Genomic DNA, 26,111 nt, shown 5'->3' on the forward strand with positions numbered 1-26,111 from the left:
GTGCTGTCTCAGGCTGCCTGTTTGGCGGTGACGAAAGCCGCAAGGCTGGCCACGCTGGTGAAGTGGTTGCGGGTGTCCTTGGCGTCGGCGTCGATCTTGATGCCGTAGCGCTTCTGGATCGCCAGGCCGAGCTCCAGGGCGTCCACCGAATCCAGGCCCAGGCCTTCGCCGAACAGGGTCTGCTCGTCGCCGATGTCCTGGACGCTGATGTCCTCCAGGCCCAGGGCGTCGATGATCAGCTGCTTGATATCGCGGTTAAGATCTTGCTGTGGATCGCTCATCTGTGGCGAGCTCCTTGGTGAAATACTGGTGCAGGTAATCGTTTAGCTTGCGCGAGGCCTGGGGGGGCGGCCCTTGGGCGGCGAACGCCTGCGGGTCGATATCCTCGCCGATCCGCAGGTTGAAATGCACGCGGCACCGGGGAATCCGGTACCAGGGGTCGGCCTTGGCCAGGGTCGTGGGGCTGACCTTGATGGTCACCGGCGTAATGATTTTCGCACCGCGCAAGGCAATGGCGGCGGCGCCACGATGAAAGGCCAGGGCCTGGCCGGGCACGGTGCGGGTGCCTTCGGGAAAGATGACCAGGGTCTGGCCCGCCTGCAGGGCCTGGGCCGCGGTGTCGAGCATCGCCATGCTGCCATCGTTGCTGATGTATTGCGCCGAGCGCACGGGGCCACGGGTGAAGGGGTTGTGGAACAGCGTCTGCTTGACCACACAGTTGGCCTGGCGCACCAGACCGATGAGAAACACCACGTCGATCAGCGATGGGTGGTTGGCGACGATCATCTGCCCGGGGCGTCCGAGTCGTTCAGCACCTTGTACCTCATAGGTCAGCACGCCGCTGCAGTACATGAAGCGAATGAAACGCCAGAACAGCCAGCTGATGGTGTGCCGTGCCCGTTGACGATGGCGCAGGCCGTCGCCGGGCAGGCAGGCCAGCAACGGGAAAACCAGCACGCGCAGGCACAGGCTGCCGACACCGAACAGCAGGAAGCTGAAGGCGGTGGCCAGCAGGCGCCAGTAGAAGGCGTCCCGTGGTCTGCTCAAGGCTTGTGGTGCCAGTTCCATGTACGGTTGTTCCAGCGATGGGTACAGGTGGATTGGCCGCAGAGCAGGCTGCGCAACCAGTGCAGCGCATGCGGTTCATTGGCGACGGGTGCGGAGCCTTCGCTCAGGCTCAGCGTCCAGTCGTCGCCGGGTGTCACAATCAGCCCCAGGGCATAGTCGAACGGCACGTCCTTGACCCAGTCGCGGTAGGCCTGGGGCGGTCGTTCTTCGGTGATGATCACCAACACGGCCGCAGCGCCCTCGTGCAACAGGCCGGCGGCTTCCAGCATGCCTTGTTCGAAGCCGTCACCGGCAGCGGCCAGGGCCGTCATCTCGCAGGTCGAGCCGCGCATGATCGACCACAGGCCGATCACGGCGTTGTGCACCGACAGGCTGAACCGGGTAGGCGACAAGGGCTGCGCGTTTGCCAGGTCACTGAGGATGGCGAACGTGTGCGGGGTTTCTCCATGGCGGGAGATGAACACCAGCGGCAGGTCCTGCAGTCCTTCGGCCAGCGGCCAGCCCACGGCGAACGCCATTCTCGCCAGGTGGCTCAGGCGACGGCGCTGCATGGCGGGCAAGAACGACACATCCGGCGCCGCATCGCCAGGCTCGAAGGGCTGGCGTGCCTGGCTCCAGCCTTGCCAGTCGGAGGTCGACTGCAGGCCGGGCGCCCACGCCCGCCATTGGCTGATATTGAACGTGATCACAATACTCGTTTCCCGCCCTGAAGGGCTTCCTCGCCGAGGGTGTGACTCGGACTTCACGGCCTGACAGGGGTTGGCGCAGTCGCCGAGTGGCGCGCATTATCCCGGTGACGTGGGTGCGTAGCAAATAGTGGATGCAGGCGTGCCGGCCAGTAAAAGACCTCCAGCAATATGATTTGTCAGACTGCTCTGCAATTTTCCGACATACGGCGGTAAGTGGTTGTCGGTCGTTTCTCTGTCAACTTGAGCCAGACGGTGCTGGTCAAGCCGGGGCCAGGCCCACATACTCGGTCATTCCCTGACACACGGAGGTCATTCCATGCGGCGCGTGGTGTTCAATCAGAAAGGTGGTGTGGGCAAATCGAGCATTGCCTGCAACCTGGCGGCAGTGAGTGCCAGTGAAGGCTATCGGACCTTGTTGATCGACCTGGATGCCCAGGCCAACTCGACCCAGTACCTCACCGGACTGACCGGCGACGACATTCCCATGGGCATTGCCGACTTTTTCAAGCAAACCCTCTCCACCGGGCCGTTCGCCAAAAAGAACAAGGTCGACATCTACGAAACCCCGTTCGACAACCTGCATGTGGTGACGGCCACCTCCGAGCTTGCCGACCTTCAGCCCAAGCTTGAGGCCAAGCACAAGATCAACAAGCTGCGAAAACTGCTCGACGAACTGGACGAAGACTACGACAGGATTTACCTGGATACACCGCCTGCATTGAACTTCTACGCAGTTTCTGCGCTGATCGCTGCTGATCGCGTATTGATCCCCTTTGACTGCGACAGTTTCTCCCGCCAGGCGCTGTACGGCCTGCTGGCCGAGATCGAGGAACTCAAGGACGATCACAACGAAGACCTGCAAGTCGAAGGCATTGTCGTCAACCAGTTCCAGGCCCGCGCCAGCCTGCCCCAGCAAATGCTCGACGAGTTGCTGGCCGAAGGTTTGCCGGTGCTGCCGGTGTACCTCAACAGCTCGGTGAAGATGCGCGAATCACACCAGGCCAGCTTGCCGCTGATTCACCTTGAACCGCGTCACAAGCTGACCCAGCAGTTTGTCGAGTTGCACGCGCTGCTTGAAGAGAACGCCTAGATCCCCTGGCTGCGCAGCCACTCCAGCAGTTGCTGGAGTGGGAATGCACCACTTTGGCGCGCCACTTCGCGGCCATTCCTGAACAGGATCAGGCTGGGAATCGAGCGAATACCCAATTGTCCTGCCAGTTGCGGATTGGCCTCGCTGTCCAGTTTGGCCAGGCGGCAGCGTCCGCTGAGCTGGCTGGCGGCTTGCTCGAAGATCGGTGCAAACGACTTGCACGGCCCGCACCAGTCGGCCCACACATCGATCAGCAACGGCAGGTCGCCCTTGATCTGGCTGGCGTAGTCGCCTTGCTTGAGTTCGAAGGGTTTGCTCAGCAGTACCGGGCTCTTGCAGCGACCGCATTTGGGTGTGTCGCCCAGGCGGTCGGCGGGGATGCGGTTCAGGCCGTTGCACTGGGGGCAAGGAATTACTAACGGGTCGGTCATTGCTACTCCAAGGGGCATGCGGTCGGTGGGAGCGGGCTACACAGTCATCGTTACGACGAGCAACTGATCTCCAGATGCTTGCCCCACTCCGGTGGACGCTCGGCATAGGCCTGCATCCCGGGCTGTTCCTCGAACGGCTTGCACAGCACCTGGTGCAGGCGCCGCACTTCTTCGTAGTCCCCGCCTTCTGCCGCTTCGATAGCGCGCTGGGCCAGGTAGTTGCGCAGGATGTACAGCGGGTTGACCGCATGCATGCGCTCGCGCCGCCCCAGGGCGTTGTCGGGCTCGCGGGCCAGGCGCTCCAGGTAATCCTGTGACCAACGGTCGAAGCCGGCCAGGTCGACGAAGTCGTCGCGTACCACGCGCAGCGCCTGTTCGGCCGGTTGGTCGCCCAGGTTGCGGAAGAACAGGGTGTAGTCGACGGCACCCGCTTGCATCAGTTGCAACAGGCGTTCGATCAGGGCCTTGTCGTCCGCTTCGGCCTGGGTCAGGCCCAGGCGGCGGCGCATCAGGTGCAGGTAATGGACTTCATACAACGGCAGGAACAGCGCCAGGCTTTCCTTCAGCGCCTCGACGCTGATGAAGGGCGTCAGGGCCTGGGCCAGGGCGCTGAGGTTCCAGTGGGCGATCGGCACCTGGTTGCTGTAGCTGTAGCGCCCGCTGTCATCGGAATGGTTGCAGATGAAGTTGGCGTCGAAGTCGTCGAGGAAGGCGAACGGGCCGAAGTCGAAGGTGATGCCCAGGATCGACATGTTGTCGGTGTTCATCACCCCATGACAGAAACCGTAGGCCTGCCACAGGGCGATCAGCTCGGCATTGGCCTCGACGATGCGGCGGAACATCGCCAGGTACGGCTCGGGCTCGTCCAGGCATTCGGGGAAATGCAGGTTGAGCACATGATCGGCGAGGATCCGTTGCTGCTCGGGCTGGCGCGTGTAGTAGAAGTACTCGAAGTGACCGAAACGCACGTGGCTTGGGGCCAGGCGCAGGAGCATGGCGGCGCGCTCCTGGGTTTCGCGCCACACCGGGGTGCTGGAGCCGATCACGCAGAGCGCGCGGCTGCTGGGGATGCCCAGGGCCTGCAGGGCTTCGGAGGCGAGGAACTCGCGGATCGAGGAGCGCAGCACGGCGCGACCGTCGCCCATGCGCGAGTAGGGTGTTTCGCCGGCGCCCTTGAGGTGCAGGTCCCAGTACTCGCCGGCGTCGTTGCGCACTTCGCCCAGCAACAGGCCACGGCCATCGCCCAGGCGCGGGTTGTAGGAGCCGAACTGATGCCCGGAATAGACCATTGCCCGCGAGTCGGCCTCGCTCCACAGCTTGTGGCCACCGAACAATTCGGCGAACACCGGCGACTGTGCTTCGGTGGGTTCCAGGTCGAGCAGGGCCATGGCCGCCTCGCTGACCACCACCAGGCGGGGGTCGGCGATCGGGTCAGGCAGTACCTGGGTTGAGAAGGCATCGCCCAGGCGGGCGAAGCGGTTGTCGAAGGTCAGTTCGTCGAGGGCTTTCAACGGCCATCTCCTGGAGAAAACCTGAGTATTCTGCAAGGGTATGGCCGTTGGCGTCCAGTCAGGCCTGCTTGCCCGGCTTGATGTTGTCGGGGGCGGGCAGCACGGTCTTGTCCAGGCTCTCCACCGGAACCATCTTGTACTCCTGGCCCTGCATGTTCTTCAGGTAGATCTCCATCTGCCGGAACGAGATGTTGATGTGCTGCTTCTTGAACTCTTTGTTGATGTAGCGGTTGATCTCGTCGAGCACCGGGTTGCGGTCGCCCAGGTCACGTACGTGCATGCGCAGTTCGTGGTCCAGGGTGCTTTCGCCGAAGTTGAGGAAATAGACGATCGGCGCCGGTTCCTTGAGCACCCGCGGGTTGTCGTTGGCGGCCTTGAGCAGCAGGGTGCGTACCAGGTCCAGGTCCGAACCGTAGTCGACGCCCAGCTTGAGGGTGACCCGGGTGATGGTGTCGGTCAGCGACCAGTTGATCAGCTGCCCGGTGATGAAGGTCTTGTTCGGGACGATGATGTCCTTGCGATCGAAGTCGGTGATGGTGGTGGCGCGGATGCGGATCTTGCTCACCGTACCGGACAGGTTGCCGATGGTGATGGTGTCGCCGATCCGCACCGGGCGCTCGAACAGGATCATGATGCCGGAGATGAAGTTGGCGAAGATTTCCTGCATGCCGAAGCCCAGGCCGACCGAGAGCGCGGCCACCAGCCATTGCAGCTTGTCCCAGCTGACCCCGAGGGTCGACAGGGTCGAGACGAAGCCGACCCCGGCGATCACGTAGGACAACAGCGTAGTGGTGGCGTAGGCACTGCCCTGGGCCAGGTTCAGGCGCGACAGCACCAGCACTTCGAGCAGGCCGGGCAGGTTGCGGGCCAGGGCAATGGTGATGCCAATGATCACCAGGGCGCCGAGCATGTCGCCGAGGCTGATCGGCACCATGCTCATGGCCGCGCCCGTACCGCTGGTGTATTCGTACAGGGTGATGTTGTCGAGGTAGGCGAACACGCTGATCAGGTCGGACCAGACCCAGTACAGCGCAGCGATGAAGCCGCCGAGCAGGGCCAGGCGGATCAGGCGCAGGGACTGCTGGTTGACCTGTTCGATGTCCAGGGTCGGCTCTTCGACCACTTCGCCATCCAGGCCTTCCTTGACCGCCTGACGCTTGCTCAGCGCTCGCTGGTAGGCCAGGCGCCGGGCGGCCACGGCCAGGCCACGAACGAACGCGGCCTCGATCACCAGCCAGAACAGCAGCAGGTACAGGGTGTCGATCAGACGGTCGGTGAGCTTCAGCGCGGTGTAGTAGTAGCCGAAGCACACGGCGATGAACAGCGCCACCGGCAGGATGGTGAAGGCCACACCCACCGCCTTGCGGAACAGCGAGGTGTTGCGATGGGTCGGGCTGCTCAGCAGCAGGCGGCTGAGCAACCAGGCCATCAAGGCATAGCAGGTCAGAACCACGCCGATGCCCAGCACGTCATCGGCCAGCGCCGACGGCTGATGCTCGGCCACTGCCACCACGCCGACCAGGGCCAGGACCACGGTGCCCAGGCGGCGGATCCAGCCGCGGAGGAACTCGACCTGGGGTTTTTCCCAGCGGAAATGCAGCTCCGCCACGCCGCCGGGCGCCAGGATCCGGTAGGCGGTGTAGAACACCAGCCAGGCCTGGGCGACCTGCAGCAAGGCAGCGCCGAGGTTGGCATTCTGGCCGCGGGCGTCGATCTGCAGGGCCAGGCCGCACAAGGCCAGGCCGATGCTCAGGGGCATGGCCAGGAGAATGTTGATCAGGATCGCCTGGGGCGTGTGCCACTGGCTGTCACGCTTGAAGTGACCGACATCCTGGTGAACCTTGCTCAGGCGGGCATAGAGGTATTTACGCCGCCACAGCAGGGCACCGATCAGCAGCAGCCACGGCAAAAACAGCAGCGGGCGCTGGGCCAGGCCGTCGCCCAGTTCCTTGATGCCCGAACCCCAGGGCAGGCTGACCACCTGCTTTTGCAGGCGCTCGGGGACGGTGCGCAGCCACTCCAGCTCCAGCGGCTTGTTGCTCGGGATCCAGAACATCTGCTCGTCCAGGGTGGTGCGCAGGCTCTGGGCGGTGCTCAGCAACTGCTTCTGGTTCAGCTGCAGGGTGATGGATTCGTTGAGCAGGGCGCTCAGCTCACGGTTGAGCCGCTCCAGCAGGTCGCTGCGGGTGAAGGCCACTTCCAGCAGGGCCTTGCGCAGCTCCGGGGTGACGTTTTCCTGCGGTTGGTTGGTCAGCAGTTTGTCCACGTAGTTGCTCGGGCTGCTGATCTGTTCGCGCTGCTGGTTGACCTCGAACTGGTACAGGCGGATGTCGGCGATCTGGTCGGCCAGGTCGCGGTCGAGCCTCAGGTGCGGCAAGGCCTGTTTCTGCTTGTAGAGAATCTTGGACAGCAGCAGGCTGCCTTTGAGCACGCTGATCTGCTCGTCCAGCGCCTGGTCGGCCTGGGTCAGGCTGTCCAGTTGCTGCTTGGTCTTGAGGTTCTGCTGGGTCAGCTCGTTGAGGCGGTCGGTGCTGCGCAGCAGGTAGTCGGAGAGCTTGAGGTTGGCCGCGCTCTCGGTGGCCAGCAGGGTGCTGCCGCCGGCTTTCTGCGCTTCCAGGGATTGCTCGGTGACGGTCTGCTGGGACTGGGCCAGACGCTTCTGGTTGATCAGTGTCTGCAGGTCCTGGATTTCCTGTTCCAGGCGCGCGGCGCGTTCGATCAGCAGGTCGTGCTGGCTGTTGCCCAGGTCTTGCAGCAGGCTGTTGCCGGCCAGTTCCTGGCGGCGCAGCAGGGTCACGGCATTGATTGCCGCCAGTTCGGCATTGAGCTGGTTGCGCTGGTCGGCGCTCAAGGGTTTGCCGGCTTCCTTGCCCAGCTTGAGGCTGGTGTTGATCTGTTGGACGCGGGTCTGGTTGGCGCTGATTTCGGCCTGGGCGCGCTCCGGACGGGTCTGCGAGGTAATGGTCAGGCTGTTGGCTTCGGACAGCGCTTTTTGCAAATCACTTTGCTGGGTGGTGCGCTCGGTCAGCATCTGCTCCAGCTGTGGCACGCTCAGCGCGGCATAGCGCTGGGCCACGGGGATCACCTTGCTGTCGTTGAGCTTGGCCAGTTCGCGCTGGTTTTCGCTGGTCTGGCGCGGCGCGTCATTGAGCTGCAGCTTGAGCGCAGCGAGCTTTTTCTCCGCGTCTTCCTTGTTGCCGAGGAAGCTCAGGGTCTGTTCCAGCACCTGCTGCAGGGCTTTCTGTTCAGCCTCCGGCAGCTTGCGCTCGGCAATCTTGTCGAGGCTGGACTGGACCGACGCACTGGTGGGCGGCTCGGCCGCATAAGCGAAGGAGAGTGACAGGCACAGCCCGAGCAGGGCTGCGCAAACATAGACGCGCAAGGACATAGGCAGACAGTTCTTTGCAGACAGAGGCGAAGTTCGAAGTTTAAAGGAACAACCCGGGGCCGGGTCGAGTACCTTCGGGGAATTTGACGCCCACTTTGAGGATCTTGTTCCCTTCCATTACTGCCACCGTCCAGAGTGTGTTGTTCCATTCGATCTGGTCGCCGACCACCGGCGCGCCGCCAACCTTCTGCGCAATGAAGCGACTGAGTGGCGTATGCGGGTCCTGGCCGTCGAGCTGTAATCCGTACAACGCCGCTACAGCCCCCAGTTCTGCGTCACCTTCGAGCACGAAGTCACCAAAGAAGCGCAGGTCCAGGCCGCGCTGCGGCGCCTGGCTGAACAGCTTGCCGAGGGCCGGCAGATTGTGTTCGTGACCGATCACGCACAGCAGGTCATCGACTTCCAGGGTGGTACTTCCCGACGGATGGAGCAGTTGCTGACCGCGAAAAAGGGCCGCGATGCGGGTGCCTTCGGGCATTTTCAGCTCGCGCAAGGCTGCGCCGATGCACCATTTTTCCGCACCCAGGCGATAGACGAACAGTTCCCACTCGCTGGTAATGTGCACCTCCAGGGCCGAGCGGGAGATCGGTGCAGGGTCAGGAGGCACCGTCACCTTGAGCAGTTTGGCCACCCACGGCAGGCTGGTGCCTTGCACCAGCAGCGAGACCAGGACGATAAAGAACGCCAGGTTGAAGAACAGCTGGGCATCGGGCAAGCCGGCCATCAGTGGGAACACGGCAAGAATGATCGGCACCGCGCCGCGCAGGCCGACCCAGGAAATGAAGGCTTTTTCGCGACCGTGGAAGGCCCTGAACGGCAACAGGCTGGCGACCACTGACAAGGGGCGGGCAACGATGATCATCCACAGCGCCAGGCCCAGCGCCGGCAGGGCGATCGGCAACAGGTCATGGGGGGTGACCAGCAGGCCCAGGACCAGGAACATGCCGATCTGCGCCAGCCAGGCCATGCCGTCGAGCATGTGCAGGATGCCGTGGCGGCTGCGGATCGGCCGGTTGCCCAGCACCAGGCCGCACAGGTACACGGCCAGGAAACCGCTGCCATGCAGGGCGTTGGTCAGGGAGAACACCGCCAGGCCGCCGGCGATCACCAGGATCGGGTAGAGGCCGCCGGCCAGGTTGATGCGGTTGACCAGCTGCAGCATCAGCCAGCCTCCGCCCAGGCCCAGCAGGCCACCGATGCCGAACTCGCGCAGCAGGTGGGTGAGCAGGCTCCAGTGCAGGCCGGTCTGGCCGCTGGCGATCATGTCGATCAGGGTGACGGTGAGGAACACCGCCATCGGATCGTTGCTGCCCGACTCGATTTCCAGGGTGGCGGTGACCCGCTCGTTGAGGCCTTTGCCGCCGAGCAGGGAGAACACCGCGGCGGCGTCGGTGGAGCCGACGATGGCGCCGATCAACAGGCCCTGGATCAGACTCAGGTCGAACAGCCAGGCGGCGACCATGCCGGTCAAGCCGGTGGTAACCAGCACGCCCAGGGTGGCCAGCGACAAGGCCGGCCACAAGGCCACGCGGAAACTCGCCACCCGGGTGCGCAAGCCACCGTCGAGGAGGATCACGGCCAACGCCAGGTTGCCTACCAGGTAGGCGGTCGGGTAATTGTTGAAAATGATGCCGCCACCGTCCACGCCGGCGAGCATGCCGACGGCGAGGATGATGACCAGGATCGGGATGCCCAGTCGTGATGACAGTGAGCTCACTAGAATACTTGCACCTACCAGCAATGCGCCGATCAAGAACAGGCTATTGATGGTGGACGCATCCAAAGGCAGTACTCCGGGGAAAAGCAGGAAGGGGCGGCATGCTTTCGCTAAGCAGGGCGCGTGCCAAAGATTCTAACCTGAGGGGTTGGCGGGCTGTAAAGGGTTAATCGCGGGCACAAAAAAAGCACCGCAAAGGTGCTTTTTCGGGTGTCGCTGGAGAGGGCCTCATCGCCGGCTACGCCGGCTCCCACAGGAGTGATGATCAACCTTGCTTGTGGGAGCTGGCGCAGCCGGCGATAAGGTCAGCAGGGTATCAAGCCTGCTTCACTTCGCGCATCGCCTTGCCCTTGACCGGCGCGCCATTGGCCTTGAAGTACTTGGCGGTGCTGCGCGGCAGCGACTGGCGGCCACGGATCTTGTCGGAGATTTTCTCGGCGATCATGATCGTGGTGGCGTTGAGGTTGCCGGTGATGATGATCGGCATGATCGAGGCATCGACCACACGCAGACCCTGCATGCCATGCACGCGGCCCTGGCCGTCGACCACTGCCATCTCGTCGGTGCCCATCTTGCACGAGCAGGACGGGTGGAACGCGGTTTCGGCGTGCTCGCGGATGAACTTGTCCAGTTCCTCGTCGGTCTGCACCTCGGCGCCCGGGCTGATCTCGCGACCACGGAAGGCGTCCAGGGCAGGCTGGGCCATGATTTCGCGGGTCAGGCGGATGCCGTCGCGGAATTCCTGCCAGTCCTGCTCGGTGGCCATGTAGTTGAACAGGATGCTCGGGTGCTGGCGCGGATCCTTGGACTTGAGCTGGATACGGCCACGGCTTGGCGAGCGCATCGAGCCCATGTGAGCCTGGAAGCCGTGCTCCTGCACACCGTTGCTGCCGTTGTAGTTAATGGCAACAGGCAGGAAGTGGTACTGGATGTTCGGCCACTCGAACTCAGGACGGGTACGGATGAAACCACCGGCTTCGAACTGGTTGCTGGCGCCGATACCGGTGCCGTTGAACAGCCACTCGGCACCAATGGCCGGCTGGTTGTACCAGAGCAGCGACGGGTACAGCGAGACCGGCTGGGTGCAGGCGTACTGCAGGTACAGCTCCAGGTGGTCCTGCAGGTTTTCACCGACGCCCGGCAGGTCGTGGACCACCGGTACGTTCAGGCCTTCGAGCAGGGCGCGCGGGCCGACGCCCGAACGCTGCAGCAGCTGCGGCGAGGCGATGGCGCCGGAGCAGACGATGACTTCCTTGCGCGCACGGGCTTCCACGCGCTCTTCGCTGGAGCCGACCAGGTAGGTCACGCCGACGGCGCGCTTGCCGTCGAACAGTACGCGATCGGTCAGGGCGTGGGTGACGATGTGCAGGGTCGAGCGCTTCTTGGCGGTGTCCAGGTAGCCGCGGGCGGTGCTGGAGCGACGGCCTTTAGGCGTCACGGTACGGTCCATCGGGCCGAAACCTTCCTGCTGGTAGCCGTTGAGGTCTTCGGTACGCGGATAACCGGCCTGCACGCCGGCTTCGACCATGGCGTGGAACAGCGGGTTGTTGCCGGCTTTAGGCGTGGTCACGCTGACCGGGCCTTCGCCGCCGTGGTAGTCGTTCGGACCGATGTCGCGGGTCTCTGCCTTGCGGAAGTATGGCAGGCAGTCCAGGTAGGCCCAGTCTTCCAGGCCTGGCAACTGCGCCCAGCCGTCGAAGTCCATGGCGTTGCCACGGATGTAGCACATGCCGTTGATCAGCGAGGAGCCACCCAGGCCCTTGCCACGACCGCATTCCATGCGGCGGCCGTCCATGTACGGCTCAGGATCGGTCTCGTAGGCCCAGTTGTAGCGGCGACCCTGCAGCGGGAAGGCCAGGGCGGCTGGCATCTGGGTGCGGAAGTCGGCGCGGTAGTCCGGGCCGCCGGCTTCGAGCAGCAGGACGGTAACGCCTTCGTCTTCGGTCAGGCGGGTCGCCAGGGTGTTACCGGCCGAGCCGGCACCGACGATGATGTAATCGAATTCATGGGACATGATCTGTTCCCTCATTGGGCAGTAGGCAGGAAAAGCGGGAGCGCCCGGGCCTTTGCAGTCCGGGCGCGGCTACACGGGGTGCTTAGAACACCGAGTTGTAGTTGCCCAGCTCGACCTGTACCGACTTGATGCGCGTGTACTGAGCCAGCGAGCTCACGCCGTTTTCACGGCCGACACCGGACTGCTTGTAACCACCAACCGGCATTTCGGCTGGCGACTCGCCCCAGGCGTTGATCCAGCAGATGCCGGCTTCCAGCTTGTGGATGATGCGGTGGGCGCGGCTGATGTCGTTGGTGCAGACACCGGCGGCCAGACCGTATTCGGTGTCGTTGGCACGACGGATGACTTCTTCCTCGGTCTCGTAGCTGAGGATGCTCATCACCGGGCCGAAGATCTCTTCCTTGACGATGGTCATGTCGTCGCGGCAGTCGGTGAATACGGTCGGGGCCACGAAGGCGCCCTTGGCGAATTCGCCGTCGGTCATGCGATCGCCACCGCACAGTACGCGAGCGCCTTCTTCCTTGCCCTTGGCGATGTAGCCCAGCACGCTTTCCATGTGGGCGAAGCTGACCAGCGGGCCGAAGTTGGTGTTTTCGTCTTCAGGGTTGCCGACGCGGATGCGGGCAACGCGCTCGACGATCTTGGCTTCGAAGGCCGCTTTCATCGAGGCTGGAACGAAGACGCGGGTGCCGTTGGTGCAGACCTGGCCCGAGCTGTAGAAGTTGGCCATCATGGCGATGTCGGCGGCGCGATCCAGGTCGGCGTCGTCGCAGATGATCAGTGGCGACTTGCCGCCCAGTTCCATGGTGACTTCCTTGAGGGTCGAGCTCGAGGCGCTGGCCATGACTTTCTTGCCGGTGGTGGTGCCGCCGGTGAAGGAGATTTTCTCGATGCGCGGGTGCTCGGTCAGCCAGGTGCCGACTTCGCGGCCGCTACCGGTCAGGACGTTGAACACGCCGTCCGGCAGGCCGGCTTCGGTGTAGATCTCGGCCAGTTTCAGGGTGGTCAGCGAGGTGACTTCCGATGGCTTGAAGATCATCGCGTTGCCGGCGGCCAGGGCTGGAGCGGATTTCCACAGGGCGATCTGGATCGGGTAGTTCCAGGCGCCGATACCGACGGTCACGCCCAGCGGCTCGCGGCGGGTGTAGACGAACGAGCTGTCGCGCAGCGGGATCTGCTCGCCTTCGATGGCCGGTACCAGGCCTGCGTAGTATTCCAGCACGTCGGCGCCGGTGACGATGTCGACGTAACGGGTTTCGGAGTAGGACTTGCCGGTGTCCAGGGTTTCCAGGGCGGCCAGCTCGTCATTGCGCTCACGCAGGATGTCGACGGCGCGGCGCAGGATGCGCGAACGCTGCATGGCGGTCATGGCAGCCCAGACTTTCTGGCCGCGCTCGGCGCTTTCCACGGCGCGCTCTACGTCTTCCTGGGTGGCGCGTTGCACCTGGGCGAGGACTTCGCCGTTGGCCGGGTTGATGGCGTCGAAGGTAGCGTCGCTGGAAGCGTCGACATAACCACCATCAATGTACAGTTTTTGCAGTTCGAAACGGGCCATAGTGTCCTCGCAAGTGCATAGTGTTTTTGGCTATCCGATCGGCGCTCCTGCCTGTTGGGCAATTGCGGCGCGTCGTGGTTCAGAGGCCCGGGTTTGTGTGTCCGGACTCGTCTGTTTCGCCAGTTGTAGATCCATGTATTCGTAAGCGATTTGCTTCGCCTGGTCGGTGTCGAAGGCGTCTCCGGAGAGCGCCCCACGCAGCCACAGACCGTCGATCAACGCTGCAAGTCCCCGGGCTGCACTGCGTGCTTCGGGCAACGGCAGGGCGCGACGGAACTGGCAGCACAGGTTGGAATACAAGCGGTGATCGTTGATCCGCTGCAACCTGTGCAAAGACGGCTGGTGCATGCTGGAGGCCCAGAAGGCCAACCAGGTTTTCATTGCCGGGCCATTGACCTGACTGGCGTCGAAGTTGCCTTCGATGATGACCTGCAGGTGGGCACGCGGGCTGTTGTCCTTGAGCGTCTGCCGGTTGGCGGCGACGTTCTCGCTCAGCACGCTCATCAAGTACTGCATGGTCGCTGCGATCAGGCCGTTCTTGTCCTGAAAGTAGTGACTGATGATGCCGTTCGACACTCCGGCCAAACGAGCGATCAACGCAATGCTGGCGTCACCCATGCCGACCTGGTCGATGGCCAGCAATGTGGCTTCGATCAACTGCTGGCGGCGAATGGGTTGCATACCGACCTTGGGCATCTTGCAAATCTCCTCAGGCCTGCGAGCAGTCGACAAGCGGCTGCCTCGGCGAAGGCCAGTCTATTTTGTTTTGATTGAACGTTCAATCAACAAAGAATATCCTCTGCGACAATCTGTGCCATTGACAGGTTTTTCCTGTCGTCAGCTGGCCCAAATTGGCACCCCAAAAAGACGTGGAAGCCCCGGAATACAAGGTGTTGGCGGGTGTAAACGGCGCGTTGAACAGATCTGCCGAGCGGTCGAGGACTGCGCGGTCAACCCTAGGAGCGGGGTTTTCGGTCTGTTTTTTTCAACGCAATCGATTCGGGATCACGGTTTTTTTCAAGGTGCTTTTATAACACCTGACGCAGTGGGGCTATTGCACCATTTGCTCAGGGATAGGTCGTTTTTGTTTCTCTCGCACTGCCCGGAGCAAATGTGCAATGAGTTCTGCCTCCCTTACCAAGACCCCCACCGAGAGGGTCCGGGTCAACCGCGTGGTGTTCATCACCTCGGCGTTGCTGATCCTTGTTTTGACTGCCTTGCTTATCGCTGTACCTGAAAAAGCCGGCGAAGTGCTCAACCTCGCCCAGACCTGGCTGACACGCAGCTTCGGCTGGTATTACATGCTGGTGATCGGCGGCTACCTGGTATTCGTGGTCGTCCTGGCCTTCTCCAGCTTCGGCAAGCTCAAGCTTGGCGGCAAGGACGACAAACCCGACTTCAGCTACGGCGCTTGGGCCGGCATGCTGTTCTCCTCGGGTATCGGCATCTCGCTGCTGTACTTCGGCGCTTCCGAGCCGCTGGATCACTACTTCAACCCGCCAGAAGGCGCCTCGGCCACTGCCGAGGCTGCGCGCCAGGGCCTGCAACTGACCTTCCTGCACTGGGGCCTGCACGGCTGGGCGATCTACGCCCTGGTCGGTCTGGCTGTGGGCTACTTCGCCTACCGTCACAACCAGCCGCTGGCACTGCGCTCGGCGCTGTACCCGCTGATGGGTGAGCGCTGGGTCAAGGGTGGCGCCGGTCACGCGGTAGACATCTTCGGCATGTTCGTGACGCTGCTGGGGCTGGTGACCAACCTGGGCATCGGTTCGATGCAGGTGGCCTCGGGCCTGGAATACCTGTTCGGCATGGACCACAGCAAGACCAACCTGCTGATCGTGATCCTGGTCATGGCCACAGTGGCCACCGTGGCCGCAGTTTCCGGCGTGGAAAACGGCATCCGCCGCCTGTCGAACCTGAACATCATGCTGTTCAGCGGCCTGTTGATCTTCGTCCTGCTGGCAGGTGACACCCTGCACCTGCTCAACGGCTTCGTACAGAACATCGGCGACTACCTCAACGGTATCGTGCTCAAGACCTTCGATCTCTACGTCTACGAAAGCGAGGCGGGCAAGTCCGAGCGCTGGCTGGGCCTGTGGACCGTGTTCTACTGGGCCTGGTGGATTTCCTGGGGCCCGTTCGTCGGCATGTTCATCGCGCGTATCTCCAAAGGCCGCACCGTGCGTGAACTGGTTGCCGGCGTGCTGCTGATTCCGCTGGGCTTCACCCTGGCCTGGCTGTCGATCTTCGGCAACACCGCGCTGGACCTGGTCATGAATCATGGCGCCGTGGAGTTGGGCAAGACCGCGCTCGAACAGCCGTCGATGTCGATCTACCAACTGCTGGAATTCTTCCCGGCGGCCAAGATTGTCATTGGCGTGGCAGTGTTCGTCGGCTTCGTGCTGTTCCTCACCCCGGCCGACTCGGGCGCGGTGATGATGGCCAACCTGTCGTGCAAAGGCGGTCAGGTCGACGAGGACGCGCCGCACTGGATGGTGGTGTTCTGGTCGGTGGTGATCACTCTGGTGACCGTCGGTCTGCTGTTCGCCGGCAACTTCGCCGCCATGCAGACCATGGTGGTACTGGCTGGCCTGCCGTTCTCGGTAGTACTGGTGCTGTTCATGTTCGGCTTGTACAAGGCCATGAAGCAGGACAGCCAGGTCGAGCAGGAGCAAGCCGAACTGGCTGCCCGCGGGCGTCGCGGCTTCAGCGAGCGCCTGACCCAGCTGGACCTGCAGCCGACCCAGGCGATAGTCCAGCGCTTCATGGACAAGCAGGTCAGCCCGGCGCTTAAGGAAGCCGCCGGTCAACTGCGCAACCTGGGCGTTGAGGTGGAGACCCGCGTCGGTCAGTCACGCTCGACCATGGGCCTGCGGGTGATGATGGAAGAGGGTAATCCTTTCGTCTACGAAGTGAGCCTGGACGGCTACCTTGCCGCGCCGAGCGATGCACCGGTCGAAGGCGAAAGCGAAGTGCGCCAGCGCTTCTACCGCGCTGAGGTGTACCTGCACAACGGCAGCCAGGAGTATGACCTGATGGGCTTCACGCCGGATCAGATCACCCGTGATGTGCTCGATCAGTTCGAAAGCCATCGGCAATTGCTTGGCCGGGTCTACAGCTGATCCTGTCTGAGTAACAAGAAGGGCTCCGTTGGCGACAACGGGGCCCTTTTTGCTTGCAGTCGTCAACCTGAACTGGCGGGTGCCTGGAGCAGGTCGTTGCGAACCGTAGAGCGTTGGCCGATGACATCCTGGGCCTGGCTGCACAAGGTGAGGGGGAGTTTGTCTGCTTTGAAGGTGAAGGTCCGGTCGTGGTGGAAGATGCCATAGCCCTTGTCGTCGTCGCAGTCGGTGGTGCCGGGTGGGCCGCGTTTGACCCGGTAGCCTTCCAGGTTGGGTGGGTCGACACGCCAGGTAACCCTGATGTCGCCATTGTCCTGATGTTCGATCGAGATGTCCGCCTCAGGCACTGCGGCTGCGGGCAACAGTTCAACGGCAATGCTCAGGCTGTTGCCCATCAGTGCCAACGAAGGGCGCTGTGCGGCGGAGTCGACACCGACCAGGCAGAGAAAGTGCCAGCCGGTTTCCGGGCCAATCGGGTCATTGATGCGGTTATCGGTGGCCGCTATGGTGCCGCTGTAACCCACAGGGTTCTCGCAAGCCAATGGATCGCGGACTGCTTTGTATCGATATCTGGGCGTATCCAGCGTGAAGGTGAAGTTCCATAGGGGTAGTTCTTCACTGCCATCGGCTTTCGTTGCGATCTTGTTGATCGGTTTAAAGTCAAGGAGCTCCTGTTGCTCGAGTTGGAAGCCAGGCAGTAGGTGGCAACTGTTCAATTGCAGGTCGGCGAGTCCTTCACGAAAACACCCTGCCAGCCGCTGCACCGGCATGGCGTAGTTCAGGTTTTCCACGCTGACACGTTTGCCGTCGGTTTGTTGGCAAGGATTGTTGAGACCGCAGGCGGGAGTACCGAAGCGCGTGTCGGTCGTGGTGTTGAGCACGCTGACGATCTGATTGCTCGAACGCTCGATCACCGGGCTTCCCGATGATCCAGAGTCAATACCCCTGCAATCATTGCTCTTCACATTGCGCCAGACCCAGGGATACTCGATTACTTGAGTCGCGTTGTGTTGTGTGCAGGTGGCAAGGCGCAGACCTTGCCCAGGGTTGATCGGATCGCCCAGCACCAATACCTCGACGCCGGACTCGGTAACGTTGCCCAGCTTCAGCGGTTCGACACCTCGTGCCATGACCTCCTTCAAGCTGGCATCCAGCTCCAGCAGGGCCAGGTCCACACCCTGCATACTGCTCCAGACCCGCCGCTTGAGCGGGAACTCGTGGCGTTGTTCAAGGGTGTCGACAAAATAGTTGAACGCGATGCTGCCTGTTACCGGCAAGTCATGGCCGATCACGCCGTTGCGCCGGTCGACGCAGTGGCCACTGGTGATCACGTACGCGGGGCCGTCCGAAACGGTCCAGGGGTCACGCGTATCGATCAGCGAAGCCATGCACTGCAGGTTATCCGAGAGCCGGCCAATGCCACTCCAGTGATCATTCTGACCCTGCGCGTTATGTAGCGTCAGGGGGGCGGAAGGGCTTGGCAGTCCCTGGCCGTACTCCATTGCCAGGGCCTGGAATGCAGCAGCAGCAAGGGCCGCGCCTAGAAAAAAATTGTTAGCTTTGAACATATCGAGCCTCCGGGGTTAGGTGGCTCGTACTATTGGCCGGGAGGCGGTGCGGCGAGTGGTACATATATCAGTCGCCCGGAAGGCCTGGACAGCGTCCACAGGCCCCGGCACTCTTGGCGTTGCCAAGGAGCCCGGTGCCATCATGTTCAAGCGTCTTGTCCTGTTGCTGTGCAGTTGCCTGTTGTTCACCAGCCTCGCCCGTGCGAGCGAGCCTGTGGTGCTGCTGACCGAAAACTTCCCACCCTACAACATGGCCATCAACGGCAAGAGCTTTGCCCGCGACGATGGCATCAATGGCATTGCCGCCGATCTTGTGCGCGAGATGTTCAAGCGCGCCGGGGTTCCCTACAGCATGACCCTGCGCTTTCCGTGGCAGCGGATCTACGAGCAGGCCCTGCAGACTCCCGGCTACGGTGTTTTTGTCATGGCGCGCCAGCCTGAGCGGGAGAAACTGTTCAAGTGGGTCGGGCCGTTGGGGCCGGACGACTGGATTCTGCTGGCCCCGGAGGACAGCCCGATTACCCTGACCAGCCTGCAGGACGCCCGGCACTACCGCATTGGTGCCTACAAGGGCGATGCGATTGCCGAGTACCTGGCCAAGCAAGGGTTGAACCCGGTGCTGGTGCTGCGTGATCGTGACAACGCGAAAAAGCTGATGAGTGGCGAAATCGATCTGTGGGCCAGCGGCGACCCGGCCGGCCGCTACCTGGCCCGGCAGGTGGGCGTGAGCAAGCTCAAGACGGTGCTGCGCTTTCAGGGCGCCGAGCTGTACCTGGCGCTCAACCGGCAAGTGCCGGACGAGGTGGTAGCGCAATTGCAGCGGGCGTTGGACCAGATGCGTGCCGAAGGTTTCGTCGAGGCGGTGTTTGCCCGCTACCTCTAGCGTCCGTCAACTATCGGTACGGCATTGACCGGCCACGAGGCGCCCAAGACCGTCGGGTAATACATAGTTAACGCAGATGTAGAGGGCGACCCAGCATAGCCTTGCGAAAACTACCGCAAGGAATGCGAAAATGAGTGACAGCGTCTCCAACACTGGACTGGATCTTCAGCGAGCATTGGCGCTTGAGTTTGCAAGTCGCCCGACACTCCGGAGTGTATTTGAACGACGTATTCTCGAGATTCTTGTCGAGAAGAACCCGCAGCTTCTGGCGGACAACCCCGGGGTACGATCAGCTGCCCAGATTATCCTTGGCACGCCCGCCGACAACGATGAGGCCTCTGGACAGTCTTTGCCGGAGGCTTTTCTCGCTGCGCTAGCGGCAGGAACGTCGTTCGACTTCACCCCCGCGCAGGGCAAGCCTTTCGCATTGCGACTTGGCTCGGGGGCGCCGGTGCGGTTGGCGCCGCCCCATGATGCCGCGTCTGCCATCGAAAGCCTGAGCGAGCCCTTCAATGACCTGCTGGTCTCTGTGTACCAGGATCTTCAACGGTCACAAGTGCGCTACTGGCGAGAGCCTGCCAGTAGCGGCGTCAGTCGCGCACAGTGGCTGGCCGAAGCCTTGAAAATGGCGCTTGCCCAGGGTGTGTCCAGCTCGGCTCTGACCCCTCGACAGAAAGATTGCGTATGGGCGGTGCTTGCTGTGCGGCCGCGAACCGGCTCGGGAGAAGTCAAGGTCTATGCGGTGGATGAGCACGTTGTCTCCCGTGGAAAGGACTATGCCGAAGTACCGGCGAGCTTGTTGCTGGAGCATGACAACCATGTGCTGTGGTGCGAAGCCGACGGTCAGATACAGGCGTTCGCCACTCTGGACGAGTTCGCTCAAGCGCGCAGCGAGCGTTTGGCTCGCCACTATTACATTGATAGCTATGTCTTTGACCGGCATGAGTTGCAGGGAGATGTTTTTTCCGTACAGGCCGCGCTGCTGCTCAACCAGATCGTCGAGGCGTTGACGCCTGTTGATTCACGTCGCTTCCCCTCTATTGAGCAATTGGAGCAGGGCTATGCGGCGTTGACAGATCCCAGTGCTTACATCGACAAGCCCGCTGTGTGGACTGGCGCGTCATGGGCTGCCCATCCCGCGCTGCCCGGCTGGTTGAGCGGGGCAACCCGTGCTGAACGTTTCGAATATCAGGCTCGCCTGCTGGGGCTTACCCTGGCCCAGGCGCAATCGGGCGGAAAGTCTTCCATGGAGGGGATCCTGCCGCTGCATGAGTATGCCCGCCAACAGTTGCGGGCGCAGATGCGTGCTGACCATCCTGTGGATGCCAACTACTTCTCGGACGACTTGCAATTGACGTTCACAGTCGCGGCAGGCAATCCAGGATTCGGGGCTGGCCAGGTACCCGCCGGCTGGGGAATCAGTGAAAAGCACACCCTCACACTGACCCAGTACGCCATCGGCAACCTATGTGGGGCGCCCAAAGGTCGCTTGACCTCGATTACACACGCCCAGGGCCAATTGATCATGGACTGGCTGACGGCTGAGTACCTGGAGTCGTTGGTGCAGGTGGTAGACATTGGTGGGCACTATCCGGCCTATGTGCAAGCACAGATGGCCGATACCGACGAAAAACCACGTCGAGTCCTGCACTTTGCCGGGGAGTGTCGTACCCAGTTGCCGCTGATCGCTCTGCAGGCCAGGATCGACGGGGAGATGAGTGAAGCGGGATATCGGAGAGTTACCGGGCTCTTTGAGCCCGGACCGGAGCGTAGCAACCTGAATGCCCTGGCGTTCAAGCGACGACCTGACGCGAGTCAAGTCGACAGTGTGACCGGTGTATTTGTCATTACCGATGACCTCCTTGAGGAGGGTGTATGTGTGCTTTACGCACCTCTGGACAGCGAGCGACCACTACGTGAGTTTGCTTCGCCCCAGGCCTTGCTGGATACCATCGCCCAACCCGGACCTCTGCAAACGCTGGTGCTCGACTGGATCGAGCCGCATACCCGCAGTGTCTACGACAATGGCGGCTTTCTGGAGCCCCACCTTCCTTTGCAACTCCCCGTCCTGGATCCCTTCACGGCTATCGACACTCCCGCCCCGGCTCAATTGTACCTGCAACGCCTGCATGGCGAGGTTGAGGCACAGCTCTATGGCTCGCGGGTCGAAGTGCTGGTGCGGCTTGCCGAATTGCAGAGTGTCTCGAATGCGGAAAGTCGTTGGGCCACGTTGATGGAGGGGGCCTGGCTGCTGTTCAACGTTGCCGTGCCCCTGCTGCGCGGACCGGTTGCCGGATTGCTCTGGTTGGTACAGGGCATTGCTAGCCTGCAGGCCGACCTGCGGGGGCTGCGGGAGGGAAGTGAAACATCTCGCTCGGCGGCGGTGGTTGATCTGCTGATGAATGCGGCAGCGGCGCTGTTCCATGGATTGCTGCCTGCGGGACCTCGGCCGCCGGTATCTGACAAGCGTGCGATTAGTGTCTATGCACCCGTTGCAAAACCTCAGTGGGCGCCGCCGCATACGCCTAAAGTCAGCCAAGGCAAGGTTGTTCTGGGCGGCAGCCTGAAAAGCGAGAAGGAACTCGCCCTGGATTTCAGCTGGGGCGGCGGGGCCCGGGCCGACCTTTTGTCGGAGCCGCAGCGCCAGGCTTTGAGAATACTGCGGGCTTCCGTTGCTTTGAGTGAAAGCAACCGCAGTGGCAGTGGAAGTAACAAAGGATTGTATTTTCAACATGATGCCTGGTATGCCCATATTCAAGGGTTCACCTACAGGGTGCGGGTTGATGATGAAGGCGTTCGGGTTATCGACCCCCTTGCTCAGCCGGGTGCAGCGCCTGGCCCCTGGCTGATGTACTCGGAAAAGGGGGGGTGGCAATGGGACCTTGGTCTGCGCTTGCGCGGGGGCGGGCCGAAGAAGTCAATGAAATCGGTGCAGGCGCAAAACAAGTCGGATTACGAACGTTTAAAAGCCGATCAGCAAAAAATCATTGATCAATATGAAAGTAAGATCAGAGCGCATGACCAAGAGTCAAAAGAGTTACAAGGTGATGTTGAAAAGCTGAACAAACTGTACGAACAGCACTCGCGGTTTGAGATGCTGCTGGCTGCTCTTGAACCTATTGAACCGCGGACGGAAGAGCAGGAGAGCAGGCTGCAGAATACGAAGGTACTGTTGAATGGCAGTCAGACGAGGCTCGACCTACAACGATTAGTTGTCAGAAAAAAGCGCACAAAAATGCGAGCGCCATTGCTAGCGCTGTTCGATTTGGCCAAGCGTCGGTTTGAGTTCGAAAGCGCGCTGGCCGAACAGCGCTTCGCAAAGTGGGCGGATGTGAATGAGCAGGGCCAGGAATATATGCTTGCGCGCGGTGCCTTGGTGTTGAGCTGCAACAATGTCGAACGGGTTCTCCTGCAGACGGTCGACTGGGATGAAGCGGCAAGGCTGGCTCGAGGTATTACCGACCCTGCACAAAAAGGCAGGCGGCAGGCAAATTACACTAAATTTACCGATGAGTTGACCAGCTCGCTGAAAATATTAGAAGAAATTATTCCAGCTTCTGAGCGGTTGGAGGACATGCTCCCTTCGGTTTTCAATGATGTGAAAATAAAAAATACGCCAACCTTCGATAGCTTTAAAAAAATCGTCGAGGAGCGCGCCTTTACAGCACTTCAATACAAGTCTGCTCGTTTAAAGATACTCGCTGAGTTGTCAGTTGATCGCAACCAGGCGTCGAGCGATTCCGAATTGACTACCCTGGTCCATAGATTGAAGTTTGGTGAGGTGAGGGCCGCCGGTGAGACCCATGCGTTGCTGGGCTCGACCGATTGCTCCGTGCCTGAGCGGATCAAGGTGCTGGAGAATGTCCTGGTCGAGTATGGCAACGCCAGGGCCATTGTCGATGTCATTACGCTGTCCAATGAGCCAGGGATCAATCGTCAGTATCTTGCCGAGTACAAGAATGGCTTGGCAGCCATTACTGAAACCGCCGAAGTTGAACTGGCCGAAGCAATACGAGAGCAAGAGTCATTGGCCGATCGGCGACCCAGCCTGCCGCCCGCCGAAACGGCTAGGAAAGGCAAGGTCATTCGCCTCAAGGGCGAGCGTACGCTGATCGTCGAAGAGGCACCCACACCTCCTGGGCTGGAGGGCGGGGAGCATGCTGGTGAGTATGCGCAACTGCGTGATCCTTTTACCCGGGAGGTTCTTGTCAGTGTTCACCAGCATGAAGAAGGCTGGGTACAGGTTGACGAAAAGCCGCTGAGAGTGGCCCCACCACCCGCGGCAATTGCACGGGCCAAGGCCCTCAAGGATACACCCGTGTTCCTGGCGGGGGTTGCCGAGGTGGTGGCGCTTGGCAAGCGTTACCTCAAGTCAGCGCAACCGAAAAGCTTCACCTTTGTCGTGGATTTGCATGTCGACAAGCTCGATGGGGCTATTGCTGCGCTAGACGCTCAAACGGACTCAGCGCTAATCAGCCAGGCCAGCGAGGCCGTCAAGGGGCTGCGGGAACGTAAGCGTGAACTGTTGATCGATTATCACCTGAATACACCTGAACCTACTGCCGAAAGCCTGGCGTATCTATACGAGGCAAAACAATTGCAGATTAGCCGGATCGACGGTTTCGTTAAGCTGGCTGGGGGGGACTACCTGCAAAAACATCAGATACGACGGCTGCGCAAGGAGGGCGAGGCGGTAAATCCCGGGCTGTGGGAAGCGCACTTCCATTACCCGGACGATAAAACGAACCTGCGTGATTTCAGCAAGGGCCATTTGAAACTGTGGGCACAACGGGGGCAGGGGCGAAAGGCAGAGTTGGAAGCGGCGAAGAACAATAATCAGGCATTGATCAAGGTCTATCGTGCCGATCTTAAGTTGGCGCACGTCGAGGATATTCTCAACTTCCAGCCTTGAGGGTGTTAGCGGGGGCTGTACAGCCCCGCCTTGCCATGACCCTGCATCGCCCGGTTGCCGCGCTGGGCGATCATCTGACGGATCTCGATCCATTCAATGCCCTGGGCCTTGAGCTTGGGCAGTTCGCGTTCGAGCACGTCCAGGGTCTGTGGATAAGGATGGCCGATCAGCACCGCCGAGCCCTGTTTGCGTGCCAGGGCAATGCCTTGCTGCAGTTGCCCGGCGATGGCCTCGGGGGTGCGTATATCATCCAGGAACACATCCCGCGAGACATGTGCCAGGTCGACGGCCTGGGCCTTGGCCGCCGCCACGGTGGCGGCGCTGGTGCGGCTGTCGACGAAGAACAGCTGGCGGCGCTGCAACTCGCCCATCAGCCAGGCCATGGGTTCAGCCTGCGAAGTCATGCGACTGCCCATGTGGTTGTTGATGCCGGCGGCGTAAGGCACTTTTGCCAGGGCCGTGTCCAGCCGTCGCGCAAGCTCCGGCAACGGTGTGCCGGGGTGCCAGGCGTAGGGACCGGTGGCCGGGTCCATGGGCATGTGCAGGATCACGGTCTTGTCGGCACGATGAGCCTGGCGGGCGAACTCGGTGGCATGGGGCGTGTCGGGCATGATTGCCAGAGTCACCGGGCCGGGCAGGGCCAGGGTACGCGCATCACGCGCCGGGCTCTGGCCGAGGTCGTCGATGATCAGGCTGAGGTAGGCCTTGCCCGGTTGAGCCGGTGCCGCCAGGGCAGCACCACTCAACAGGCAGATCAGGGCGAACAGCAGGTAACGCATGGGTGAACCTTATTTGCCCTGGGTGATGCTCAGGCCCTTGAGCAGGCTCAGGGCCTGGCTCAGTTGGTAGTCATCGTCCTGCGGACGGGCCTTCTTGCTGGCAGCCTTGCCCGATGGGCGGTCCGCGCCACCGTTGCCGTTACCCAGGTGGCCCTGCAGGTCGGCTTCCTTGAAGTTGTCGCTGTCCGGCTCGGTGGAGGTGATCCGGGCGCGCCGTACTTCAACGTCCGGGACAATGCCCTGGGCCTGGATGGAGCGGCCGTTAGGGGTGTAGTACAGGGCGGTGGTGAGCTTCAGGGCACGCTCGTTGTTCAGCGGCAGCACGGTTTGCACCGAGCCCTTGCCGAAGCTGTCGGTGCCCATCAGCACGCCGCGTTTCTGGTCCTGCAGGGCGCCGGCGACAATTTCCGAGGCCGAGGCGCTGCCGCCGTTGATCAGCACCACCAATGGCACTGCTTCGCTGGCGTCGGCCGGGTCGGCGGAGAAGCGCAGCTCGGAGTTGGCGATGCGGCCCTTGGTGTAGACGATCAGGCCCTTGGTGAGGAAGTGGTCGGCCACTTCCACGGCCGACTGCAGTACGCCGCCGGGGTTGTTGCGCAGGTCCAGGACCAGACCACGCAGTTTCTTGCCGTTGTCCTTGCGCAGTTTGGCCAGGGCCTTGCCGACTTCTTCACCGGTCTTGACCTGGAACTGGGTGATGCGGATGTAGCCGTAGTTGTCTTCGAGTAACTGGCTCTTGACGCTCTTGACCTGGATAACCGCCCGGGCAAGGGTCACGTCGAAGGGGTTGCCGCCGTCGCGTACCAGGGTCAGGGTGATCTTCTCACCGACCTTGCCGCGCATCTTGTCGACCGCTTCGGTCATGGTCTGGCCACGGGTCGGCTGGCCGTTGATCTTGACGATCAGGTCGCCCGCCTCGATACCGGCGCGGGACGCCGGGGTGTCGTCGATGGGCGAGACGACCTTGACGAAGCCGTCTTCCATGCCGACTTCGATGCCCAGGCCGCCGAATTCGCCGCTGGTGCTTTCCTGCAGTTCCTGGAAGTCTTCAGGGCCCAGGTAGGCCGAGTGCGGGTCGAGGTTGCTGAGCATGCCCTTGATGGCGTTTTCCAGCAGGGTCTTGTCATCCACAGGTTCGACATAGGCCGCCTTGATCCGGTCCATGACCTCGGCGAAGGTGCGCAGTTCATCCAGCGGCAGCGGCGCCTTGGTGGAGGCCGATACCGTCGTGGCCGGAATCGCTGCCGGCTTGGTGGGCTCGGCCGCGCGGGCCAGGGGCGCGCCAAGGACCATGGCGATGGTCAGGGCCAGCGAAGTGAGGCGGGGCGAATGCAGCATGTCGAACGAACTCCTGATCCTGGTAGCGCTCCGGCTGGAGCCTCGG

At 61.9% G+C, this 26,111-nt stretch carries 17 protein-coding genes; 4 read left to right on the plus strand and 13 right to left on the minus strand.

Annotated elements, in window-relative coordinates; translation table 11 throughout:
- Positions 1–8 precede the first annotated feature (8 nt).
- From ACIQUS_RS02085 to ACIQUS_RS02095, 3 genes are read right to left on the minus strand one after another with little or no spacing between them, the layout of a single operon-like run.
- Positions 9–281, minus strand: coding sequence for a phosphopantetheine-binding protein (locus ACIQUS_RS02085; protein ID WP_403042239.1), 273 nt, complete (start codon positions 279–281; stop codon positions 9–11).
- On the minus strand, positions 256–1,068 hold the full coding sequence (locus tag ACIQUS_RS02090; RefSeq protein WP_403042241.1) for a lysophospholipid acyltransferase family protein: 813 nt from the start codon (positions 1,066–1,068) through the stop codon (positions 256–258). Before ACIQUS_RS02090 ends, ACIQUS_RS02085 begins: the two co-directional genes overlap by 26 nt.
- Positions 1,044–1,757 carry a beta-ketoacyl synthase chain length factor gene (locus tag ACIQUS_RS02095; protein ID WP_403042244.1) on the minus strand — a complete coding sequence of 238 codons (714 nt, stop codon included), beginning with the start codon at positions 1,755–1,757 and terminating at the stop codon, positions 1,044–1,046. The genes ACIQUS_RS02090 and ACIQUS_RS02095 overlap by 25 nt, the downstream gene beginning before the upstream one ends.
- A 316-nt stretch (positions 1,758–2,073) precedes the next feature.
- Here ACIQUS_RS02095 and ACIQUS_RS02100 point away from each other — a divergent pair, with 316 nt between their 5' ends.
- Positions 2,074–2,847 (plus strand): ParA family protein, encoded by a 774-nt coding sequence (locus ACIQUS_RS02100; RefSeq protein ID WP_403042247.1) that lies wholly within the window; start codon positions 2,074–2,076, stop codon positions 2,845–2,847.
- Here ACIQUS_RS02100 and trxC read toward each other — a convergent pair.
- The 7 genes from trxC to betI form a co-directional block, all read right to left on the minus strand.
- On the minus strand, positions 2,844–3,278 hold the full coding sequence (gene trxC / locus ACIQUS_RS02105; protein ID WP_403042250.1) for a thioredoxin TrxC: 435 nt from the start codon (positions 3,276–3,278) through the stop codon (positions 2,844–2,846). The genes ACIQUS_RS02100 and trxC overlap by 4 nt on opposite strands.
- Positions 3,279–3,328: 50 nt before the next feature.
- Positions 3,329–4,789 carry a protein adenylyltransferase SelO gene (gene selO / locus ACIQUS_RS02110; protein ID WP_403042253.1) on the minus strand — a complete coding sequence of 487 codons (1,461 nt, stop codon included), beginning with the start codon at positions 4,787–4,789 and terminating at the stop codon, positions 3,329–3,331.
- Between the two features lie 58 nt (positions 4,790–4,847).
- Positions 4,848–8,177, minus strand: coding sequence for a mechanosensitive channel MscK (gene mscK / locus ACIQUS_RS02115; protein WP_403042255.1), 3,330 nt, complete (start codon positions 8,175–8,177; stop codon positions 4,848–4,850).
- 40 nt (positions 8,178–8,217) lie between these two features.
- Positions 8,218–9,960, minus strand: a complete 1,743-nt coding sequence (locus tag ACIQUS_RS02120; protein WP_403042257.1) for a potassium/proton antiporter — start codon at positions 9,958–9,960, stop codon at positions 8,218–8,220.
- A 250-nt stretch (positions 9,961–10,210) separates the two neighbouring features.
- Positions 10,211–11,908 carry a choline dehydrogenase gene (betA, locus tag ACIQUS_RS02125; RefSeq protein WP_403042260.1) on the minus strand — a complete coding sequence of 566 codons (1,698 nt, stop codon included), beginning with the start codon at positions 11,906–11,908 and terminating at the stop codon, positions 10,211–10,213.
- Positions 11,909–11,990: 82 nt separating this feature from the next.
- Entirely contained in the window at positions 11,991–13,463 is a 1,473-nt protein-coding gene (gene betB, locus ACIQUS_RS02130; protein ID WP_403042262.1) for a betaine-aldehyde dehydrogenase, read from the minus strand.
- Between the two features lie 30 nt (positions 13,464–13,493).
- Positions 13,494–14,159: a transcriptional regulator BetI gene (gene betI, locus ACIQUS_RS02135; protein ID WP_403042265.1), complete on the minus strand. Its 666-nt coding sequence runs from the start codon at positions 14,157–14,159 to the stop codon at positions 13,494–13,496.
- A 422-nt stretch (positions 14,160–14,581) separates the two neighbouring features.
- On the opposite strand from betI, the gene ACIQUS_RS02140 reads away from it, so the two are divergent.
- Positions 14,582–16,585: a BCCT family transporter gene (locus ACIQUS_RS02140; protein ID WP_403042267.1), complete on the plus strand. Its 2,004-nt coding sequence runs from the start codon at positions 14,582–14,584 to the stop codon at positions 16,583–16,585.
- Positions 16,586–16,647: 62 nt separating this feature from the next.
- On the opposite strand, the gene ACIQUS_RS02145 is transcribed toward ACIQUS_RS02140, so the two are convergent.
- On the minus strand, positions 16,648–18,153 hold the full coding sequence (locus tag ACIQUS_RS02145) for a trypsin-like peptidase domain-containing protein (RefSeq protein ID WP_403042270.1): 1,506 nt from the start codon (positions 18,151–18,153) through the stop codon (positions 16,648–16,650).
- A 142-nt stretch (positions 18,154–18,295) separates the two neighbouring features.
- On the opposite strand from ACIQUS_RS02145, the gene ACIQUS_RS02150 reads away from it, so the two are divergent.
- Both ACIQUS_RS02150 and ACIQUS_RS02155 read left to right on the plus strand, forming a co-directional pair.
- Positions 18,296–19,036, plus strand: coding sequence for a substrate-binding periplasmic protein (locus ACIQUS_RS02150; protein WP_403042272.1), 741 nt, complete (start codon positions 18,296–18,298; stop codon positions 19,034–19,036).
- 130 nt (positions 19,037–19,166) lie between these two features.
- Entirely contained in the window at positions 19,167–23,948 is a 4,782-nt protein-coding gene (locus ACIQUS_RS02155; RefSeq protein WP_403042275.1) for a dermonecrotic toxin domain-containing protein, read from the plus strand.
- Positions 23,949–23,953: 5 nt separating this feature from the next.
- Here the strand turns inward: ACIQUS_RS02155 and ACIQUS_RS02160 are convergent, their stop codons facing one another.
- The gene (locus ACIQUS_RS02160) at positions 23,954–24,727 is read right to left on the minus strand and encodes a divergent polysaccharide deacetylase family protein (protein ID WP_403042278.1); all 774 of its coding nucleotides are present in this window, start codon (positions 24,725–24,727) and stop codon (positions 23,954–23,956) included.
- Between the two features lie 9 nt (positions 24,728–24,736).
- The gene (locus ACIQUS_RS02165; RefSeq protein ID WP_403042280.1) at positions 24,737–26,065 is read right to left on the minus strand and encodes a S41 family peptidase; all 1,329 of its coding nucleotides are present in this window, start codon (positions 26,063–26,065) and stop codon (positions 24,737–24,739) included.
- Between the last annotated feature and the right edge of the window lie 46 nt (positions 26,066–26,111).

The sequence above is a fragment of the Pseudomonas sp. NPDC090755 genome, from assembly GCF_044769005.1.
Classification (GTDB): Bacteria; Pseudomonadota; Gammaproteobacteria; order Pseudomonadales; family Pseudomonadaceae; genus Aquipseudomonas.